We start from the raw sequence: 18958 nt of genomic DNA, 5'->3' as shown, positions 1-18958 counted from the left end.
GTGGTTGGCCGGACGCTTACTTGATTATGTACTCTCTAGTGCTGTGGGCACCAAGTCATTACCAGACTCCAAATACAAGCAAGCCCGACTCAAAAGAGCCGGGCTTTTTTGCATCTGGAATAAAGTGAAAATACGGGTTCGAGGTATAAGGGTAAATGTGAGCCTAAGGCTTAACGATGATCCTTAGCACTTTCTTATTTCACGTGCTGGATTGCCGGCAACCACAGTATTTGATGCAATGCTCTTAGTTACCACTGAACCAGCACCAACAACAGCGTTTTCGCCAATGGTAACGCCAGCTAACACAATAACTCCCGCGCCAATCCACACGTTATTGCCAATGATTATCGGTGCTCCAAAGTTTTCTTTATTGAGCCGCTCTGTGGGGTTCACAGCATGCGAAACGGCCAATAGTTGAACGTTAGGGCCAATTAAACAATCACTGCCAATGGTAATTGCACCCTCACTAATGGGGGCATCCAATACAGTGCAGTTAATGTTTATAAAAGTACGATCACCTATTTGTATTTGACTACCATAGTCACAATGAAAGCCCGATTCAATAATTACTCCATCACCACAGTGTGAGCATAATTCTTTTATTCGCTTTAAATTACCTTTACTGGGGCTTTTATTAAATAAGCGGCAAATTTCGTGCACAGTTTTACGCTGCGCTAGATTCTCTTTACTAATACTATTAAATGACTGCATATCAATTTTGTTTAACTTAAATAATGGTGCCTAGCTTAACCTACTTTAAGCATGATGATAATTTGAATAAAACTGCTTTATTTTTATGCATTCACTTGCCATTTATTATGTTTCGTTTAAAATCCCCTAACTTTCGAAACGAAACTTAATAGCAGTTACTTAATGACCAAACGAAACACCCAGCAACGCCGTCATCTGATCCTTAGCCAAGTAAATGAGCTTGGTGAAGTGGCTGTTGAGACTCTTGCTGAACAGTTTCAAACATCAGAAGTAACCATTCGAAAAGACTTAACCGCGCTTGAAAAAAGTGGCTTGTTGCTGCGCCGTTACGGCGGTGCTATTGCGCTACCAAAAGAGATAGTAAGCGATGAGATCGATTCTAAGCGCAAAGTAGCGATTGCTAAGGCAGCAGCGGCGCTTATAAAAGATCATAACCGCATTATTATTGACAGCGGCCGCACTACTGCAGCGATGATCCCTGAGTTGGCTACCAAGCAGGGGTTAGTTGTTATGACTAACGCAATTAAAGTGGCAACACGTTTATTAGCACTTGAAAACGAGCCAACCCTTTTGATGACAGGTGGCACGTGGGATCCGCATTCAGAATCGTTTCAAGGGCAAGTAGCTGAAAATGTTCTATGCTCATATGATTTTGATCAGCTATTTATAGGTGCCGATGGCATTGATGTAGCGCGTGGAACAACCACGTTTAATGAACTTGTTGGATTAAGCCAAGTGATGGCTAAAGCGGCGCGCGAAGTTATTGTGCTGGTTGAGTCAGAAAAGATTGGCCGAAAAATACCAAATTTAGAATTACCGTGGCAAACAGTAACCACATTAATAACCGACAGTGGCTTAGCAAGTGATAAACGTGCAGCCATAGAGGCGTGTGGTGTAAAACTAATTTGCGCAGAAATTATGGAATAGCAACTAAAACGTAAGTTGCTAGAATTAAAAAATTAATGGAGACACTATGTGTGGAATCGTTGGGGCTGTTGCAGAACGTCCAGTAAATAAAATCTTAGTTGAAGGCCTTAAGCGTCTTGAGTACCGCGGTTATGACTCAGCAGGTGTAGCTTTACTTGAAGGCAATACACTGAATACAGTTAAAGCAGTTGGTAAGGTTGTAAACTTAGAGTCAGCACTTGAACAAGCTGGTGTTAGCGGCCACACAGGTATTGCACACACTCGTTGGGCGACTCATGGCGGTGTAACTGAAGCCAATGCTCACCCACATGTTTCAAGTAATCAATTAGCACTTGTACATAACGGAATCATTGAAAACCACGCAAGTTTGCGTGCAGCACTTAAAGGCGACGGTTACGAGTTTTTATCAGACACCGACACTGAAGTCATGGTGCATTTAATTCATCAGTTACGTCAGCAGCACACCACTTTATTAGCGTCAGTTCAAGCTGCCGTTAAACAGTTTGAAGGTGCATTTGGTACCGTTGTGTTTGATAAAGCGAATGATAACGAAATTATTGTAGCGCGCTCAGGTAGCCCGTTAGTTATTGGTTTAGGCCTTGGTGAAAACTTTATTGCTTCTGATCAACTTGCATTATTACCAGTGACTCGCAGCTTTATCTTCTTAGAAGAAGGTGATGTAGCGCGTATTACTCGCGACACTGTAGAAATTTTTGATGCAGATGGCAACGCGGTTGAGCGTGAAGTTGTTGAATCAAACATCACACAAGATGCATCAGGCAAAGGTGATTACCGTCACTACATGCTAAAAGAAATTTATGAGCAGCCACTTGCAGTACGTAACACCCTTGAAGGACGTTTAAACGATGACCGCGTAGCGATTGATGCTTTTGGCGATAGCGCACAGCAAATATTTAAAGACGTAAAACACGTACAAATTATTGCCTGTGGTACGTCATACCACTCAGGTATGGTTGCTCGTTACTGGCTTGAGCAATATGCAGGTGTTAGCTGTAACGTAGAAATTGCCTCTGAGTTCCGTTACCGTCAGTCATTTGTACACGAAAATAGCCTACTAGTAACTATTTCACAATCAGGCGAAACGGCTGATACTTTAGCTGCACTGCGTTTAGCTAAAGAGCAAGGCTATATGGGGTCAATGACTATTTGTAACGTACCTGGCTCATCGCTTGTGCGAGAATCAGACCTTGCCTTTATGACCAAAGCAGGCGCTGAAATTGGTGTAGCCTCTACTAAAGCATTTACTACACAGCTTGTTGGTTTGTTAATGCTTACTGCGTCTATTGCGCAAGAGAAAGGCTTAGATCAAAGCGCGATTGTTAACGCTATTAAACTGCTACCAGCTAAATTAGAAGAAACGCTACTATTGGCTGATGGCATTGCAGACCTTGCTGAAGAATTTGCTGATAAACACCATTCACTGTTTTTAGGTCGCGGGTCGCAATACCCAATCGCGATGGAAGGCGCACTTAAGCTTAAAGAGATTTCATACATTCACGCTGAAGCCTACGCAGCAGGTGAGCTTAAACACGGCCCATTAGCGCTTATTGATGCCGACATGCCAATTATTGTTGTAGCACCAAACAATGAATTGCTTGAAAAGCTTAAATCAAACGTAGAAGAAGTACGTGCTCGCGGCGGCATCATTTATGTATTCGCTGATAAAGACTCACACTTTGAGTCAGACGACACAATGCGTGTAATCAACGTAAACCACGTAGATGACGTAATTGCCCCTGTTGTATATACAATTCCACTACAGTTACTGTCGTACTATGTAGCGGTCATTAAAGGCACTGACGTTGACCAACCACGTAACCTAGCAAAATCGGTTACAGTTGAGTAAAATCAAAAGGTTATAGGTTTTTATTAATGTTAAAAAAAGCGCTCAATGCGCTTTTTTTGTGCCTGAAACTCTGTTAGCTTAAGTAACTTATTATTCTCTAAGGGATTAGTTATGCGTTTATTAACCGTTATTTGTTTTTTTAGCTTTTTTGCTTTTAGTTCACAAAGTGCCTTTGCACAAGCTGGCATTAAACAGCAAAGTGCTGATGACTCTCAGTTCATGCACACTATTAAATCGGCTGTTTTAAACGAAGAACGCACAGTTGTCGTGCAATTGCCTAAAAGCTACCAAGCTCAGCCAAATAAGGTATACCCAGTTGTTTATCGCTTAGATGGAGCGGGTAATATACCGCTTGCAAGTGCTGTTATTGAGCGCTTACAAAATGATAATCGTGCGCCTGAGGTTATTATTGTCGCTATTGAAAACACTAATCGATTTAGAGATTTTTACCCTACAGTGAATAAAGAGCCACAGGGCCCAGTTGGTGAAGGGGGCGGTGCTGCAACGTTTTTAGCGTTCTTTGAGCAAGAGCTCATTCCTTTAGTAAATAAGAACTATCGCACGCATGACTATAAAGTGATTGCTGGCGCATCTGCGGGCGGTGTATTTGCGCTATACGCGTTGCAGGCAAATCCCGAACTATTTCAAGCGCATATTGCGTATAGCCCTGCAGTTTGGTGGAATTATGGCGCAATGGTAAAAAGTACAAAATCGTTTATAACTAAAAACAAAGAGCTTAACAGTTACGTTTATATCAATATCGGCGAAGAAGCCGGCATAATGCGAGAAAGGTATGATGAATTACAGCAATCACTGCAATCGCATAAAGCGCGAGGGTTACGCTTTTTTAATGATGCGTTTGATGGCATCTCGCATGGCTTAACCACTGCTGCTGGCGTATTTAATGCCTACTACAACTTATTTTTACCTAAACAAATGCCTATAAGTGCTTTAACTGACGATGTAGCCTCTATTGATGGTTATTACAAAACATTATCTCAACAATGGGGCGAGCAGATATCTCCACCAGACCGTGCTGTTAGATCACTCGGTTATAACCTAACGGGCAGCAAGCAGTTTACCCGTGCTATTGAGGTGTTTAAGTACAATTTAAAAAACCACCCCAAATCAGTCGATGCGCTTTCAGCTTTATCTTATGGCTATGAAATGCAGGGTGATACTCGCCAAGCACTTGAACAGATGGAGTCTGCATTAGCCATTGCAGATGACTCATATCCTTATATAAACTACTTAAAAGAAACAAAAGCTAGGTTACAGGTAGAGCTAGATAAACGTAACTAGAGTTTTTAGTTACTGTTAAATAAAAATGACGCGCAAGCGTCTTTTTATTACCTGTAGCTAAATATTATTTAAATCACTAACCTCTACTTAATAGTTGCTAAATACGCTAAAATTACAGGCTACTTTTTAGCAATAAGCCCGTAATAAATATGACCTCAGCCGCAAGCCCTAGTACTTTTAACGATCTTGGCCTTATTCCAGAGCTACAAGCTCGTTTAACTGATTTGCAATATAGCCAACCTACGCCAATTCAAGCTAAGGCGATCCCAAATGTACTTGCTGGTAGCGATTTAATTGCGGGGGCAAATACCGGCTCAGGTAAAACTGCAACCTTTGCTTTGCCTATGCTACAAACGCTATTTTTAGCGCAAGGTGCTAATAAAGCGCCGAGCAAAGGCAACTTTGTAACAGGGCTTATTTTAGTGCCTACTCGCGAGCTGGCAGTGCAGGTAGCCGATAGTGTTAAATCGTATTCTGCTAACTTTAATGGCGCCATTAAAACGGTGGCGGTATTTGGTGGTGTGTCGGTTAATACCCAAATGCAGGCACTACGTGGTGGTGCCGATATTATCGTGGCAACCCCAGGGCGTTTACTCGACTTAATATCAAGCAATGCGATTAAGCTTGATAAAGTTTCAACCTTAGTGCTTGATGAAGCTGATCGCATGTTAAGCCTTGGCTTTACCGAAGAGCTTGCTGAGCTATTAGCGCTTATGCCTGCTAAAAAGCAAACCATGTTGTTTTCAGCGACTTTCCCAGAGCAAGTCACACAATTAACACAAAAGCTGTTAACCAACCCTGTTGAAATACAAGTACAAAGCAAAGACGAAAGCACTTTAGTTCAGCGCGTATTTACGGTTAATAAAGGCGAGAAAACCACGGTTTTAGCGCACTTAATTAAAGCGCATCAATGGCGCCAAGCACTTATTTTTGTCAACGCTAAAAAAGATTGTGAGCACTTAGCCAGCAAGCTTGAAAAACGCGGCGTGAACGCACAAGTATTCCATGGTGATAAAGGTCAAAGTGAGCGTACTCGCGTAATTGAAAAATTTAAAGCTGGCGAAATAGAAGTACTAATTGCCACCGATATAGCAGCCCGTGGTTTAGATATTGCCAAACTGCCTGTTGTTATTAACTTTAACTTACCGCGTAGCCCAGCTGATTATATGCACCGTATTGGCCGAAGCGGCCGTGCTGGTGAAGTCGGTTTAGCGTTATCGTTAATTGATTATGAAGACTTCCATCACTTTAGAATTATCGAAAAGAAAAACAAACTTCGCTTAGAGCGCGAAGAGGTAGCAGGTTTTGCTGTAAACCAAGCCAACCTTGATGCGGCTGAGGCGCTAAAAAACGACAAGCCAATGGCCAAGCCAGAAGGTACAGGTAAGAAAAAGAAGAAAAAAGCCAACCAAGAAGATGATGTATGGAGCGGCTGGAGAAAAAGATAAGCCTTAATACATATAAGTCATTAAATCCAAGTCATAAAAAACCCTGCAAATTTGCAGGGTTTTTTATTGGTATTAGCTTGTTTAGCTATGCAGCAAATTAAAACTTAGAAGGTGCTGGTGGTATCACTAAGGGTTGTTTAGGATTTTCTTTAAGCTCCTTTAATAACTCTTGTACAGCACGCTCTATTGATGGATCTTGGCCTTTATAAATAAGCTCTGGACGATCAATTACTTTAATATCTGGTGCAACACCTTCGTTTTCTATGATCCAGTTACCTTTTGTGTCTAAAATACGGAATGTAGCAGCAATTACTTGTCCGCCGTCTACAAGGCTTGGGTTACCAGAAATACCAATTAAGCCACCCCATGTACGGGTACCAATTAGCTTACCTAGACCAGCCTGGCGGAAGTAGTAAGGGATTGCGTCACCACCAGAACTTGAATAGCCATTTATTAGCATGGCTTTAGGACCATTGTGCGCAAACTGCGGTGTTTTAGTTGGCTCTACACCACGGCGTTTCCAATAGTTAAGCGGTTTACGCGCAAGCCAAGTGATCATATGCTCAGGAATAAAACCACCGCCATTGTAACGGTCATCAATAATCATGGCATCTTTGGTTGTTTGCGGCATGTAGTTTTTAAACATGGCGCGGTTACCCTCATAGGCTGTATTTGGCAGGTGCACATAGCCAATACGCCCATTTGATAGCTTATTAACGTAGGCTGCACGCGAGTTAACCCAATCTAAATAACGTAGACCTTGCTCACTGGCTACCGGTTTTACTGTTACTTGCCACGCACCTTTGCTACGCGGTTTGCTGTTTAGCACTAGCTCTACTTGCTCGCCTTGGGTGTTTTCAAGGAGTTCGTAAAAGTTAGCAACGTCTTTAACCGAGCGGCCATTTACCGCAATAATGTAATCGCCGTTATGTGCTTTTACACCAGTAGTCCCCAGCGGTGAGCGGAAATCGTCATGCCAGTTTTCACCTTTAAAGATTTGCTCTATTTTTACGTAACCAGATGGGTCGCTTGCAAGCTTAGCGCCTAATAAACCGTGATTTTTACGTTCGGCTTTTGGCATATCGCCCGATTGCACGTAAATATGACCTGAGTTAATTTCGCCGGCAATTTCGCTAAGTACGTAATCAAGGTCGCTACGGTGGCTAATAGCATCAGCCATAGGTTGGTATTTAGCTAAAATAGCATCCCAATCTTGACCGTGGTGATTTTCGTCGTAGAACCAGTCACGCAGTGTGCGCCAGCCTTCTACGTACATTTGTTGCCACTCAGCTTGCGGGTTGATTTTAAGCGTCATTTTGCTTAAATCTAGCTTGTTGGCGTCTAGGTCTTGCTTTGGCTTAGGTTCAATTAAGCTGTAACCGCCACCTGTATGTACAAGTAGGTGTTCGCTATTGCTTGAAATAGTGTAATTACTAACGCCTTTGGCGACTGTTTCTAGCTCACTGTTGTGATCGGTGCCTATTAGCTGTAAACCGCCATTAGCAAGAGTTAGTACGCCGTCTTTTACTGCAGTTAAGCCACGGTAATCGCCCGCTGGGGCATTAAGTGCGGTAACACGTTGCATAAAGTCATTGCTTTGCAGTGCATTTTTAACTTTTTTGTCGTCTTCTTTTTCATCTTCTTTATCTTGGACAATCGTGGCTTCGTCACTTTGTAAGGCAATAAGCGGTTTAACACTATCGTTTACTGCAGCTGCATAAATACGAGTTGCACGATTAAACATGTAATCAAACTCGTAGCTACTAAATGCCAGGTTAAAGTCGCGCTCTGAGCTAAAGTAAAGGTATTGACCATCAGGCGAAAAAGTAGGGTTTTGCTCATTACTCATTTCGTCTGTTAAGCGCGTTACCTTTTTCTTTTTAAGGTTGTAGTGCCATAGCGAGGCATAACGGTTTTCGTTATTTTTAACAAATACAATGTCTTGGCTGTTAGGCGACCAAGTATATTGAGTAATGCCGTCTTCGTCGTAAATACCGGTATCAATTTTGTGTTGCTTGCCCGATTTTGCATCTAACCACCAAAGTGTGTTGTTTTTATCTGAAAACAATAGCTTAGCGCTATCGGGTGACCAAATAGGCGTAAAGCGCCAAATGGTACCATTGCTAGTAAGTTGCTTAATGGCATTGTTTTTACTGCGATCTTTTAAGTAAATTTCGTACTCGCCGCTTTCATCGCTCATGTAAGCAATGTAACGCCCATTTGGTGACCAGCTTGCATCTATTTCGCGGCTTTTTTCTGTGTAAGATAAGTTGCGTGTAGGCCCTTGTTTAATTGGTACACTAAATAGCTCACCACGGGCAGTAAATACAGCGCGTTTACCATCGTGAGAGAGCGACATAGAATCAATAAAATCGCTAACATTTTTGCTATACGGCAATGCGTACTGGCGCACGCCAGCAATGTTAATGCTTAGCTTAGCGCTTTTTTGTGTTTTTGCGTCAAAGCGATATAAATAACCGCCGTTTTCATAAACAATCGCATTTGGGCCAGCTGAAGGCCAAAGTACGTCAAAGTTTTTATAGTTGGTAAGTTTTTTTGGTTCGCTGCCTTTACGGTACTGGTAAAGGTTTAGCGTGTAATCACGGTCAGACACAAAGTAAATATCGTCACCAACCCAAGTTGGTTGCTGGTCGGTTGCACGGTTTGTAGTTAGTTGTTCTGAGGTGTTTTTTTCTAAATCATAAATCCATACATCTTGCGCACGACCACCACGAGTACGTTTCCACGTACGAAATTCTCGATCAATTGGCGTATAAACATATTTGCTGCCATCTGGAGATAGCATGCCGCCACCAGTTTCTGGAATCGCTAATGGCTGTTCAAGTCCGCCATCTGCAGGAACCATGTAAGGGCGGCCCATACGTTTTCCCCATGGTGTGCGGTTAGCTCTAAATACCACATTTTTACCATCGGCGGTCCAATCTAAAACGCGGTAATCAAAACCTCCACGCGGTGGCATTGGGCCAACGTCATTATAATAAGTAAGTTGCTTTAGGTTTGAACCGTCACTGTTGATCACATAAATTTGTCGGCTACCGTTATACTCGGCTGAAAATGCAATGCGCTTACCGTCAGGGGAAAACTTAGGAAATGTTTCAAAGCCAATATGGTCGGTTAAGCGTTTGCTTTCGCCTGTTTGCGTATTCGCAATATAAATATCGCCACTGTAGACAAAGGTAACGGTTTGGTTATGGATATCTGGAAAGCGGAGTAAACGAGTGTCTTTAGTCTCATAGGCCGATACACCCGGCGCGATTGCTGCAGCCAAGGCAAGAGCCAATGTTGTTAGTTTTTTCATGGAATTACATCCTATATTAATAGCTATCCCATCATAACAATAAGGTGCAAAATAGCGATGCACTTACGATAAAAGGTCTGTTACAAAATGTGAATAAAAAAGGTTGGCATTAAAATGCCAACCTTCAAGGGAGTACTCTTTTTAAAACGTAAAATTAATGTACGTGGTCGTGCTCTTCCTCTTGTGCAATACCTAACCAAGTGATCGCGGCTGGTGGGAATGTAAGTTCTAGTTCACCTTCAATTTCTAAGTCTTCTAGGTGTACTTGTACAACGTGTTGGGCTATTGGGTCGGCTACGTAAGCAAACTGACCATTTTGCGCTACTGTCATACTAAACTTCATGCCTTCAGGCATTGTTGTTACATCTTCTTGTGTAATATCAACTTGACCTGCTAGCTCCCAGTGTATGTGATCGTCGTGCGCATGTGCCTCAAGCACGTTTAAAAAACCTAGGCTGTCTAAAACTAAAAAGTGCTCACCGTTGGCAGAGAAAGAGTAAGAAACAGCGCTTGCGCCATCAGCTAGTTGCCATTCAAATTCTTCCATTTCAGCTTTCGCAGGATTTATACTCACAATCACAGCAGGGCCGCCGTGACCAGATGCAACACCAATAAAGGTTTCGCTGCCCTCATGGCCGTATATACTTCCAATGCGTAAGTCACCTACTGCAGCAATATTTATTACTTTTTCAGCGTGATATTCGTCATCATGCTGGTGAGCTAATAGCACACCGTCACTACAGCCGAAGGCTACGTAATCATGGTTTTGTGCTGCGCCGTGCAAATCAGGGCATGTTAACTCTAACGTTTGTTCAAGTTCGTATTCGCCATCATGAAAGTGATAAACACCTACCTGATCCGGCAAAATTTTAGCGTTTGATGTACTTTCGGCATCATCGCGGCGAATGGTCGCTAATAAATGCTCTCCATGAGGTTCAGCTACACCATGCATATTAATGTCGTAACTAATACCAGGTAAGGTCGCTGTTGCGTTTGTTATGTCGTTATCTGTTAATACTTCAACAGACGCAGTTGTGCCTGATGCTGCATCACCATCGTAAAATACCGCTAATTTACCATCGTGCTTTACCAAGTGAGTAGGGCGACTGCCGCTAGTTAGCTCATAACTGCTAAACTCAGGGCTTTGTTCGTAATCATGAAGGTGCGCGCCGTGATCTTCACGCCATAAGCCACTGTCTATAAAGCCGAGGTAATCTTGAGCGCGGCTAGCAATCACGGCATAACGAAAGTCAGGCGACGACGATAGCGTGTTTGAATCATTAGTAAGAGTGAATGTATCAAGAAGCTCATTGTCGTCTAAGTCGAAAAAGTTCGCTTCGTTGCTATCGCCAGCAAGTATCGCAAGCCTACCTAATGAATCAATAGTGTATTCATCACCGTGGTCGCCACCATCGTCATGATCGTGGCCGTCATCAGGTACTTCTATTGGGTCTTTTTCAACAATGTTTGTTTCTGCATCACCACAAGCGGTGATTAATGTGCTGCTTATTGCCAGTGCAATTAATTTTAATTTGAATAGTTTAGTCATGTTAATTTCCTTTATTTATAATTTTTTAGCGCTTAAAAGTAACCGCGAATACCTAGTGCAAAGCTACGACCTGGACGTGGTGCTATATTCTTTAAAAATGAGCTATGCACGCGCGCTTCTGTGTCTGTTAAGTTAGTGCCACGTAGATACACAGACACATCTTGATTTAGCACTGATAAGTCATATGAAACGCTGGCATCAAGTATGGTGTAGCCGTTTGTGGTTGTTTCTTCTGGCGCGGTACGGTCTTGCTCTTGATAACGAGTTACGTGAAGGTGCGCACTCAGCTTATTTGTTTGGTAGCTAAACTCAGTACCAAAACGTAGCGGTGGTGTGCGTGGTAAATCGCCACCGTCTTTAAGGCGTGCACGAACGTAATCTGAGAATAAATCTACTTTAAATTCATTGGTTAACTGCCATGCAAATTGGGCTTCAAAGCCATGCAAAATTACGTCATCTGTTTTAAATAAATAAACTGGGAGTTCAGATGAGTGGTCGTGTTCGTGGGCGTGATCATGGCCTTCTTCATCACCATGGTCGTGGCCGCTTTCGACGAATAGGCCTGTGTCGATTTGGTAATAATAATTGTCGACTTGGTTGTAGAAAGCATTAAGAATGAAACCGATATCACCTTGGGTTTTACGAAACGTTAAATCAATATTGTTTGCTGTTTCTAGGTCAAGCGCTTGCTCAGATAAACCAAAATGGCCGTCTTCATGAATATCAAATAGTGCGCCTACTTCATAAGTACCAGTTCCAATGTGAGGGCCGAATGATAATAGCTCAGACACCGAAGGAGCACGCTCAGAACGAGATACCGACAAGCCTAAGTTGTAACTAGGTGCGAAATCCCACACAACACCCGTTGATAAACTGACAGGAGTGAATTCTTGCTCTACGTCAAATACGCGAGTATTGCCGGCATGTTCTTCATGAGCATGATCGTCATGAACACCGGTGTAATCGTGTGCGTGTGCATCTATGTTAGGTAGTAACACGTTATCAGCATCGATGGTTACCCGTTCAACTCGGCCACCTAGTTGCACTAAAAAGTCACCAAAGTGTTTTTCTTCCATCAGTGCTATAGCAAAGCTTTGTGTTTGTGACGGTGGTGTGAATGCCTCAGAGCCTTGCGCTTCAACATCACTGTGTTTGTAATGAAAGCTCAAACCACCATTCCACTGCGCAAACGGGTTATGCATTAAGTCTACGCGTAACTCATTGGTTTCATTTTCAAACGTGGTACCCACTGCGCCATGTTTAATTTCAGCATGTTCGTAATCTGTAAAACCTGCGCGCAGGTTTACTCTATTAAGCCATTTGTTATCAAGGTTATATTCACCTAGCAACTGCACTTTAGTTTGCTCTAAGTCGGCATATACGCTTTCCTCAGCGCTATTAACATCTTCGCCACCATGGGTGTGGCCTGGAATGCCGTATTGACGATTAAATTGCTCAACAGCTATACCTACAAAACCTTGATCAAAGAGGTAGCTAGTACCTAAGGTAAAGCCGTCAGACTCTTCATTACTATTTGCAACGGTGTAATCGCTACTATGTTCTTCATGGTCATGGTCATGGTCATGGTCATCATGGGCTAATTCAGCGGCCACGGGTATTTCATAGTCATCGGCTTCACGCCAAAAGGCGTCGGCATAAAATGCAAAAGAATCAGTTCCTGTAGTGGCGTTAAACGAGGCTACTTTTTGATTATCAACAGAGTTGTGCTCAAGGTTCCATTCGCCGCGAGTTGTGCTGTCGGTAGGGACACGATTATCAACTACATTAACCACACCACCAATGGCGCCGCTGCCATAAAATAATGTGGCAGGGCCACGTAATACTTCGATTTGTTTTGCGGTTGATGCCTCTGATGCGACTGAGTGATCAGGGCCAACGCGCGAAACATCACTGACATCAAGGCCATTTTGTGTAATTAGAACACGCGGCCCGCTTAAGCCACGAATAATAGGAGTACTGGCTACTTTTGCATGAAAGTTAGTATTAACCCCCGGGAGTTTTTCAAGGCTATCGCCAAGGGTTGCAGCTTGCTGCCGTCTTAATTGTTCGCCAGATAACACGCTAACGGGAGACGAGGATTCCATTGCCGACATGTGAATAGGCGTCGCTTCAATATCAATTACTTCAATGGGTGAACGTTCTAAGTTAAAGGTAATTGACTGGCTTTTATCATCACTAAATGTGATATCTCGATGCAGATGGGCATAACCAGGGGCGGTAATATGAAGTTCTTTTAAACCACTTTTTAAATCAGTTATTACGAACTTACCGCTTGCATCTGTTACTGCTGTTATATCTGAGCCTTCAACTTCTACAGTTGCATTAGTCACCACTTTACCTTGGTTGTTTAGAACAACACCTTCGATGGTATTTGCAAGTGCATTTGTTGGTAGTAGGGCTGCTATAAACAAAGCTAATTGAGATTTTCGTGTCATATGAATTCCTTTACGAATGTTATATTGTATCAATTGTGCTTGAAATGTTATATTGTATCAATAGTTAATTAACTAAAAATCACTCAGGATATATAATTTGGCTACTTCACCTACATAACTTAAGTTTAATTTTTATTTAAATTCAGTGCGTTAAGTGCTTCTGTCATTATTTAGGTGTTGTTCGTGGGGGATCTGTTTGCTGTAAAGCAAAAGTTAGTTGTTACATTTATTTATCTCTAGTTAATAAATTTTTAGATAAAACCACAGCGGAGGCATTGAGCAACAAGGATGGCAAAGTTAAAACATCAGCCCACTACATTAGAGTGGGTAATATGAAAAAGCAGCGATTTAAAGAGATGATGGGCTTTGCGATAAAAAGATGTGAAGCCTTTGAAAAAAAAATTAACGCCAAAACGTCAGCAGGTATTTGAAATTCTATTGAAAGCAAATAAACCTTTGTCTGCTTATGAGTTAACAGATCAATTTAATAAGCAAATAAATACACCGATTTTGGCAATGTCCGTTTATCGGATATTAGGTTTTTTAGAGTCGGTAGGTCTGGTACATAGATTAAAGTTAGAAAATAAGTTTATACCGTGCAGTCACGTTAATGATGATAGAGAGCATCAACTATCGATGTTTTTAATTTGTAGCTCTTGTAATAAAGCAAGTGAGGTGAATGACCTTAACAATTCGGTTAAATCTTTGTTTAGGGAACTGAAAATGAAAGGGTTTACGCCAGCAACTTCGCAATTAGAAATCTCAGGTGTTTGTTTTGGGTGCCAGCAAAGTACCGCAAACACAATTAAAAAGAAGGATAAATAATGAAGCTGACTCAAACAACAGCAGATAAGCTTGCCATTGGGCTTTCGTTAATGTGCACGGTGCATTGTTTTGCAACACCGGTTATTTTAGCGCTGTTGCCAAGCTTTGCTGTACTACAAATAAATGGTGAACAGTTTCACTTATGGGTTCTTGCTGCAGTATTACCAACAAGCTTATTAGCTTTAAGCTTAGGCTGTAAAAAGCACAAACGTACACGTTATATGGCGTGTGGAGTTGTTGGTCTAGCTTTTTTGATAATTGCAGTATTGCTAGGTCAAGAAGAGGCCGAAAAAGCACTCACTTTAATTGGCTCCGCTTTTATCGCACTAGCCCATTGGTTTAATTACCAACAGTGTTTTAAAAAGAATAACGAAAATTGCCCCTGTTCAGGTGATAAATCAGATCAACTTGTTTAACACTGCCAGTGTTAATAATAGCGACTATGTGGCATTGTAATTATAAATATCGTTTTTAGGTAAACTAATTTAGTGAATACTGCTTTAAGGCTTTTGCTGTTACTTTGTGTTTTCATCTGTTTTAAATTAAGCGCAAATACCCCCTACGAGATCCCTAGAAGTAGTGTTATTGAGCTCACCGATCCTGCTACCAAGCGGGTGTATCCTATTTTTATACAGCTACCTAAGTCATATGCAAAGGAGCCTAATAAAACGTATCCTGTTATTTATTTAACCGATGCGCCGTATGCATTTCCTATCGTTGCCGGTGCCACACGGTTTCCAATGAATAGCGGCAAAATGCAACAGGCTATTATTGTGGCGATCAGCTATGAAAAAGGCTCAAGAGGAACTAGTAGTCGAGTTAGGGATTATACACCCACTCAATCCCTGAACTGGAAAAAACAAACCGGTAACGCTAAAAATCATGCACTGTTTTTAAAAAAGACTGTGCTGCCGTTTATCGAAAAAAGTTACCGAGCAAGCAACACGCAAAGAACGTATATAGGTAACTCGTTAGGCGGCTTATTTGGCGCCGCTGTTTTATTTACGATGCCTGAGCTATTTAGCAATTATATTATTGGCAGCCCGTCGGTTTGGTTTGATAATAATGCACTGCTAGCGTTAAAAGCGAATAAGCCCCAAATGCCAATAAAGGTTTATGTATCTGTTGGGGCAAAGGAAACGCCAGCCTTTGGTGAAGGGCAAAATATGGTTGAAGGCGCAGCGCAACTTGTGAAAAAAATTAATGCGCTCAATAGTGATAATATAAAATTAAAAAGTGTTGTTATTGAAGGGGCACAGCATGCAACCGTATTCCCAACCACCGCAATACAAGGGCTTGATTGGGTATTGGGAAGCAGTCAATAAACTCGCAATGGATTTTCGATGCTTTTATAGTTAAATAATTGATATTAAATCGCTTTAATGTCGCTTTTCCACTTTACCAGCGCTGCTATAAATTCCGGGCCAATACCACAGCAGCCGCCAATAATTGTTGCGCCTAGGCTATGCCATTGTTTAGCAAATGCTACATACTCAGCAGGTGATAAATCGCGGTAACCTTGCGAGCCTTCATTGGCTTTATAATCACTGGCGATTGGTGTAAAACCATTCGCAAATGCTCCTAAATCAACATGTTTATTTTGCTGTTTTAGCACGCGATTAGTGTCGCGCAGCGCTTGTTCAATAACCTCGGGAATAGAGCAGTTAAAGAATATGCCCGCTATTTTATATTCGAGTAGTGCTAGGATAGCGTCTGATACTAATTCACCAGAGCGCAATGTCGCTTGTTCGCTTACTTCATCACTTAGGGTAAATGCGTAATAACATGGCTTGTTTGAATTCTTCAGTACGCTTGCCATTACCCGCGCTTCTTCAATGTTTGATATGGTTTCACCAATCCAGATGTCTACATATTCGTCTTGTGCTTTATAAAGGGTATCTAAAATAGTAAATGCGCGATCACTTTGGAAAAAATCAGCACGATACGAGCCAAAGGCAGGAGGCAGTGAGACGGCAACGAGTACCGTTTGCTTTGCGTTTTGAGTCACCTTTTTTGCAATAACCGCTGCTTGCTCAGCAAGCGCAGCACCTTTTGCTTGGTAAAGCGTTTCACCCAAGTGAAAGGGTACACATGCATAGCTGTTAACAGTAATTATTTCAGCGCCAGCATCTATAAAACCTTGCGCACTCCACAGTGGCTGTGAAAACGGCGCGCCCATGCGTTTGAGTTCACGACCCATGCCGCCATCTAATATTATTAACCTGCTCACAATGGACTTCTATACGTCTAAATAATTAAAGCTATTCAAACATACTTTTTGAAAATTCATAATGAAGCTTCATCAGGTTGAGTATGAAAAAAGTTCAACATGTTAAAGCTGTTTTTAAAAGGCACAAAAAAAGCGACTACCCAGTAAGGTGTCGCTTTTCTTTTTACAAGTAAGCTATTACTTGTAAAACGCTTCTACAGTGCCTTTTACTTTCATAAGTAATGGCTGGCCGCGACGGTCTAGCGCTTTAGGTGCCGCTACTTTTATCCAACCTTCGCTGATGCAGTACTCTTCAACGTCAAAACGCTCTTTACCGTTAAGTGTAATACCGATTTCATGTTCAAATACTTCTTCTACATAAAATTTGCTACGTGGGTTAATAGACAGTTGATTAGGTAATTCTGGTTTGTTTGTATCAGTCATAATAGTGATCTGCGTTGAATTAATTATGCGCTATTGTAGGCAATAGCAAGCTTAGGCTCAAGCAAGAGATCAATAAACTAATATATTGTGATGTGCTTTTATAGAGCTGTTACATATATTATGAGAAGGGTTAAGCAGTCGATGGAAATACAAAGTAGGTGCTATTGATATAAAATTTGGCTGTCACCTTCTTGTCATTAAAATTACCTTTATTAGTAACATCTATTTTCTATAGTGCAGCGGTTGATGTTTTTGAGCTCACAGTTTTTAAAAATAACCACTACATAATGGGAATTACGGATGAAAATTAAAAAAGTCGCTGCGGCAATCGCACTCACCTGTGCGTTTAGTGCCGTTAGTCATGCCAATGTTCTACCGCAAAGTCAAAAAGACAGCAGCTGGTACAGTGCTGCACAAACAAAACTAACAACTAAAACAACGCAAGCACAAGCGGTTAAAAGCACCAAAGCTAAAAATGTAATATTATTTGTTGGTGATGGCATGGGTATTTCTACCTTAACAGCAGCGCGCATTTTACAAGGTCAACGAAACAACCAGCTGGGCGAAGAAGGCTATTTAAGCTTTGAAAAATTCCCGTACTCAGCACAAGTTAAAACCTACAACGTTGACGCACAAACACCAGATTCAGCAGGCACCATGACAGCAATGATCTCAGGGGTAAAAACCGATGTGGGTGTTATTGGGGTTGATGAAAAGGTTGAACGAGGTAACTGTACAACGGCTATCGGTAATGAATTATTAACAGCCACGGAGCTGGCTGAAATTAAAGGCTTAGCTACCGGTGTTGTTTCAACTGCACGTATCACTCATGCGACACCGGGTGCAACGTATGCTAAATCAGCTGATCGCAACTGGGAAGATATCTCAGACATGCCAGAGGCAGCAGTTAATGCAGGCTGTGAAGATATTGCCTCACAGCTAGTTAACTTTGAAAAAAACCTAGAAGCGCGTTTTATAGGTACCGATGTTGATGGCTTAGACTTTGTAATGGGTGGCGGCCGTCGTCACTTTTTACCTAAAGATGCATCTGCAAATTCAAATGATGCAATGAGCGCCGTAGAAGGCGATCGTACTGATGAGCGCAACCTTGTTACTGAATGGCAAACACAATATCCAAATGGCACTTATGTGATGAATCAAGCTGGATTTGATGCTATTGCCGATGATGCAACCCAAGTCTTTGGCTTATTTAACGAATCGCACATGCAATACGAAGCTGACCGTGCCAACGATATAGCTGGTGAGCCGTCGCTTACCGATATGACAACTAAAGCGATTGATGTACTGGGTAAAAACGAAAAAGGCTTTTTCTTAACCGTAGAGTCGGGCCGTATTGACCATGCTCACCATGCGGGTAATGCTTTTAACGCACTTAACGACACTATTGAATTTGCAAAAGCCGTTCAAGCTGCCGTTGATAACACCGACCCTGAAGAAACGCTTATTTTAGTTACAGCCGATCACAGTCATGTATTTACTATTGCTGGTTACCCGAAACGCGGTAACCCAATTTTAGGTAAAGTGGTTGGTGTTGGCCAAACTACGCCAACGCTAGCTGCTGATAACATGCCATACACCACAGTAGGTTATGCAAATGGCCTCGGTTTTAGAAACTTAGTTGATGAAACAGATGCGGATGCAAGCTATGAAACAGCTGCGGTTGCAGGACGTGTTGAGCTAAATGGTGTTGATACAAATACGCCAGGTTTTCACCAAGAGGCTACTGTTCCACTTGGCTCTGAAACGCATGCAGGTGAAGATATTTCATTGCATGCAATGGGCCCAGGTGCTCACCTTGCTCAAGGTGTTATAGAACAAAACGTTGTATTTCATTTAATTAATCAAGCTCTTGAACTAACTCAGCAATAATGGCGGCTCAC

General features: G+C 42.0%; 14 protein-coding genes. 8 read left to right on the top strand and 6 right to left on the bottom strand.

Going from position 1 to position 18958, the window contains the following annotated elements:
* Positions 1-183: 183 nt before the first annotated feature.
* Complete coding sequence (locus tag CWC14_RS08145; RefSeq protein ID WP_138562273.1) at positions 184-711, bottom strand: sugar O-acetyltransferase; 528 nt, start codon at positions 709-711, stop codon at positions 184-186.
* 162 nt (positions 712-873) lie between these two features.
* Here CWC14_RS08145 and CWC14_RS08140 point away from each other — a divergent pair, with 162 nt between their 5' ends.
* The 4 genes from CWC14_RS08140 (at position 874) to CWC14_RS08125 (ending at position 6255) form a co-directional block, all read left to right on the top strand.
* Positions 874-1638: a DeoR/GlpR family DNA-binding transcription regulator gene (locus CWC14_RS08140; protein WP_016898983.1), complete on the top strand. Its 765-nt coding sequence runs from the start codon at positions 874-876 to the stop codon at positions 1636-1638.
* 46 nt (positions 1639-1684) lie between these two features.
* Positions 1685-3505 (top strand): glutamine--fructose-6-phosphate transaminase (isomerizing), encoded by a 1821-nt coding sequence (glmS, locus tag CWC14_RS08135; RefSeq protein ID WP_010392174.1) that lies wholly within the window; start codon positions 1685-1687, stop codon positions 3503-3505.
* A 111-nt stretch (positions 3506-3616) separates the two neighbouring features.
* Positions 3617-4807: an alpha/beta hydrolase-fold protein gene (locus tag CWC14_RS08130; RefSeq protein ID WP_138562271.1), complete on the top strand. Its 1191-nt coding sequence runs from the start codon at positions 3617-3619 to the stop codon at positions 4805-4807.
* A gap of 149 nt (positions 4808-4956) precedes the next feature.
* On the top strand, positions 4957-6255 hold the full coding sequence (locus tag CWC14_RS08125) for a DEAD/DEAH box helicase (protein WP_138562269.1): 1299 nt from the start codon (positions 4957-4959) through the stop codon (positions 6253-6255).
* A gap of 97 nt (positions 6256-6352) precedes the next feature.
* Here CWC14_RS08125 and CWC14_RS08120 read toward each other — a convergent pair whose 3' ends face one another.
* From CWC14_RS08120 to CWC14_RS08110, 3 genes are all read right to left on the bottom strand, one after another.
* Positions 6353-9574, bottom strand: coding sequence for a S41 family peptidase (locus CWC14_RS08120; RefSeq protein WP_138562267.1), 3222 nt, complete (start codon positions 9572-9574; stop codon positions 6353-6355).
* 154 nt (positions 9575-9728) lie between these two features.
* The gene (locus CWC14_RS08115; RefSeq protein WP_138562265.1) at positions 9729-11123 is read right to left on the bottom strand and encodes a 5-methyltetrahydrofolate--homocysteine methyltransferase; all 1395 of its coding nucleotides are present in this window, start codon (positions 11121-11123) and stop codon (positions 9729-9731) included.
* 32 nt (positions 11124-11155) lie between these two features.
* A complete protein-coding gene (locus CWC14_RS08110) occupies positions 11156-13579 on the bottom strand; it encodes a TonB-dependent receptor (protein ID WP_138562263.1) in 2424 nt (807 codons plus the stop codon).
* 390 nt (positions 13580-13969) lie between these two features.
* On the opposite strand from CWC14_RS08110, the gene CWC14_RS08105 reads away from it, so the two are divergent.
* From CWC14_RS08105 to CWC14_RS08095, 3 genes are all read left to right on the top strand, one after another.
* The gene (locus CWC14_RS08105; protein ID WP_249928722.1) at positions 13970-14404 is read left to right on the top strand and encodes a Fur family transcriptional regulator; all 435 of its coding nucleotides are present in this window, start codon (positions 13970-13972) and stop codon (positions 14402-14404) included.
* Entirely contained in the window at positions 14404-14820 is a 417-nt protein-coding gene (locus CWC14_RS08100) for a MerC domain-containing protein (RefSeq protein ID WP_138562261.1), read from the top strand. Before CWC14_RS08105 ends, CWC14_RS08100 begins: the two co-directional genes overlap by 1 nt.
* Positions 14821-14892: 72 nt before the next feature.
* The gene (locus CWC14_RS08095) at positions 14893-15729 is read left to right on the top strand and encodes an alpha/beta hydrolase (RefSeq protein WP_138562259.1); all 837 of its coding nucleotides are present in this window, start codon (positions 14893-14895) and stop codon (positions 15727-15729) included.
* Between the two features lie 44 nt (positions 15730-15773).
* Here the strand turns inward: CWC14_RS08095 and CWC14_RS08090 are convergent, their stop codons facing one another.
* Positions 15774-16634 (bottom strand): homocysteine S-methyltransferase family protein, encoded by an 861-nt coding sequence (locus CWC14_RS08090; RefSeq protein ID WP_138562257.1) that lies wholly within the window; start codon positions 16632-16634, stop codon positions 15774-15776.
* 177 nt (positions 16635-16811) lie between these two features.
* On the bottom strand, positions 16812-17057 hold the full coding sequence (locus CWC14_RS08085) for a DUF3297 family protein (RefSeq protein WP_008112798.1): 246 nt from the start codon (positions 17055-17057) through the stop codon (positions 16812-16814).
* 300 nt (positions 17058-17357) lie between these two features.
* Here CWC14_RS08085 and CWC14_RS08080 point away from each other — a divergent pair, with 300 nt between their 5' ends.
* Positions 17358-18947, top strand: coding sequence for an alkaline phosphatase (locus tag CWC14_RS08080; protein WP_138562255.1), 1590 nt, complete (start codon positions 17358-17360; stop codon positions 18945-18947).
* Positions 18948-18958: the final 11 nt, after the last annotated feature.

Origin of the sequence: Pseudoalteromonas sp. S3260 (genome assembly GCF_005886925.1) — a bacterium.
Taxonomy (GTDB): Bacteria; Pseudomonadota; Gammaproteobacteria; order Enterobacterales; family Alteromonadaceae; genus Pseudoalteromonas; species Pseudoalteromonas tetraodonis.
This window is presented reverse-complemented; position numbering and strand designations above follow the sequence as displayed.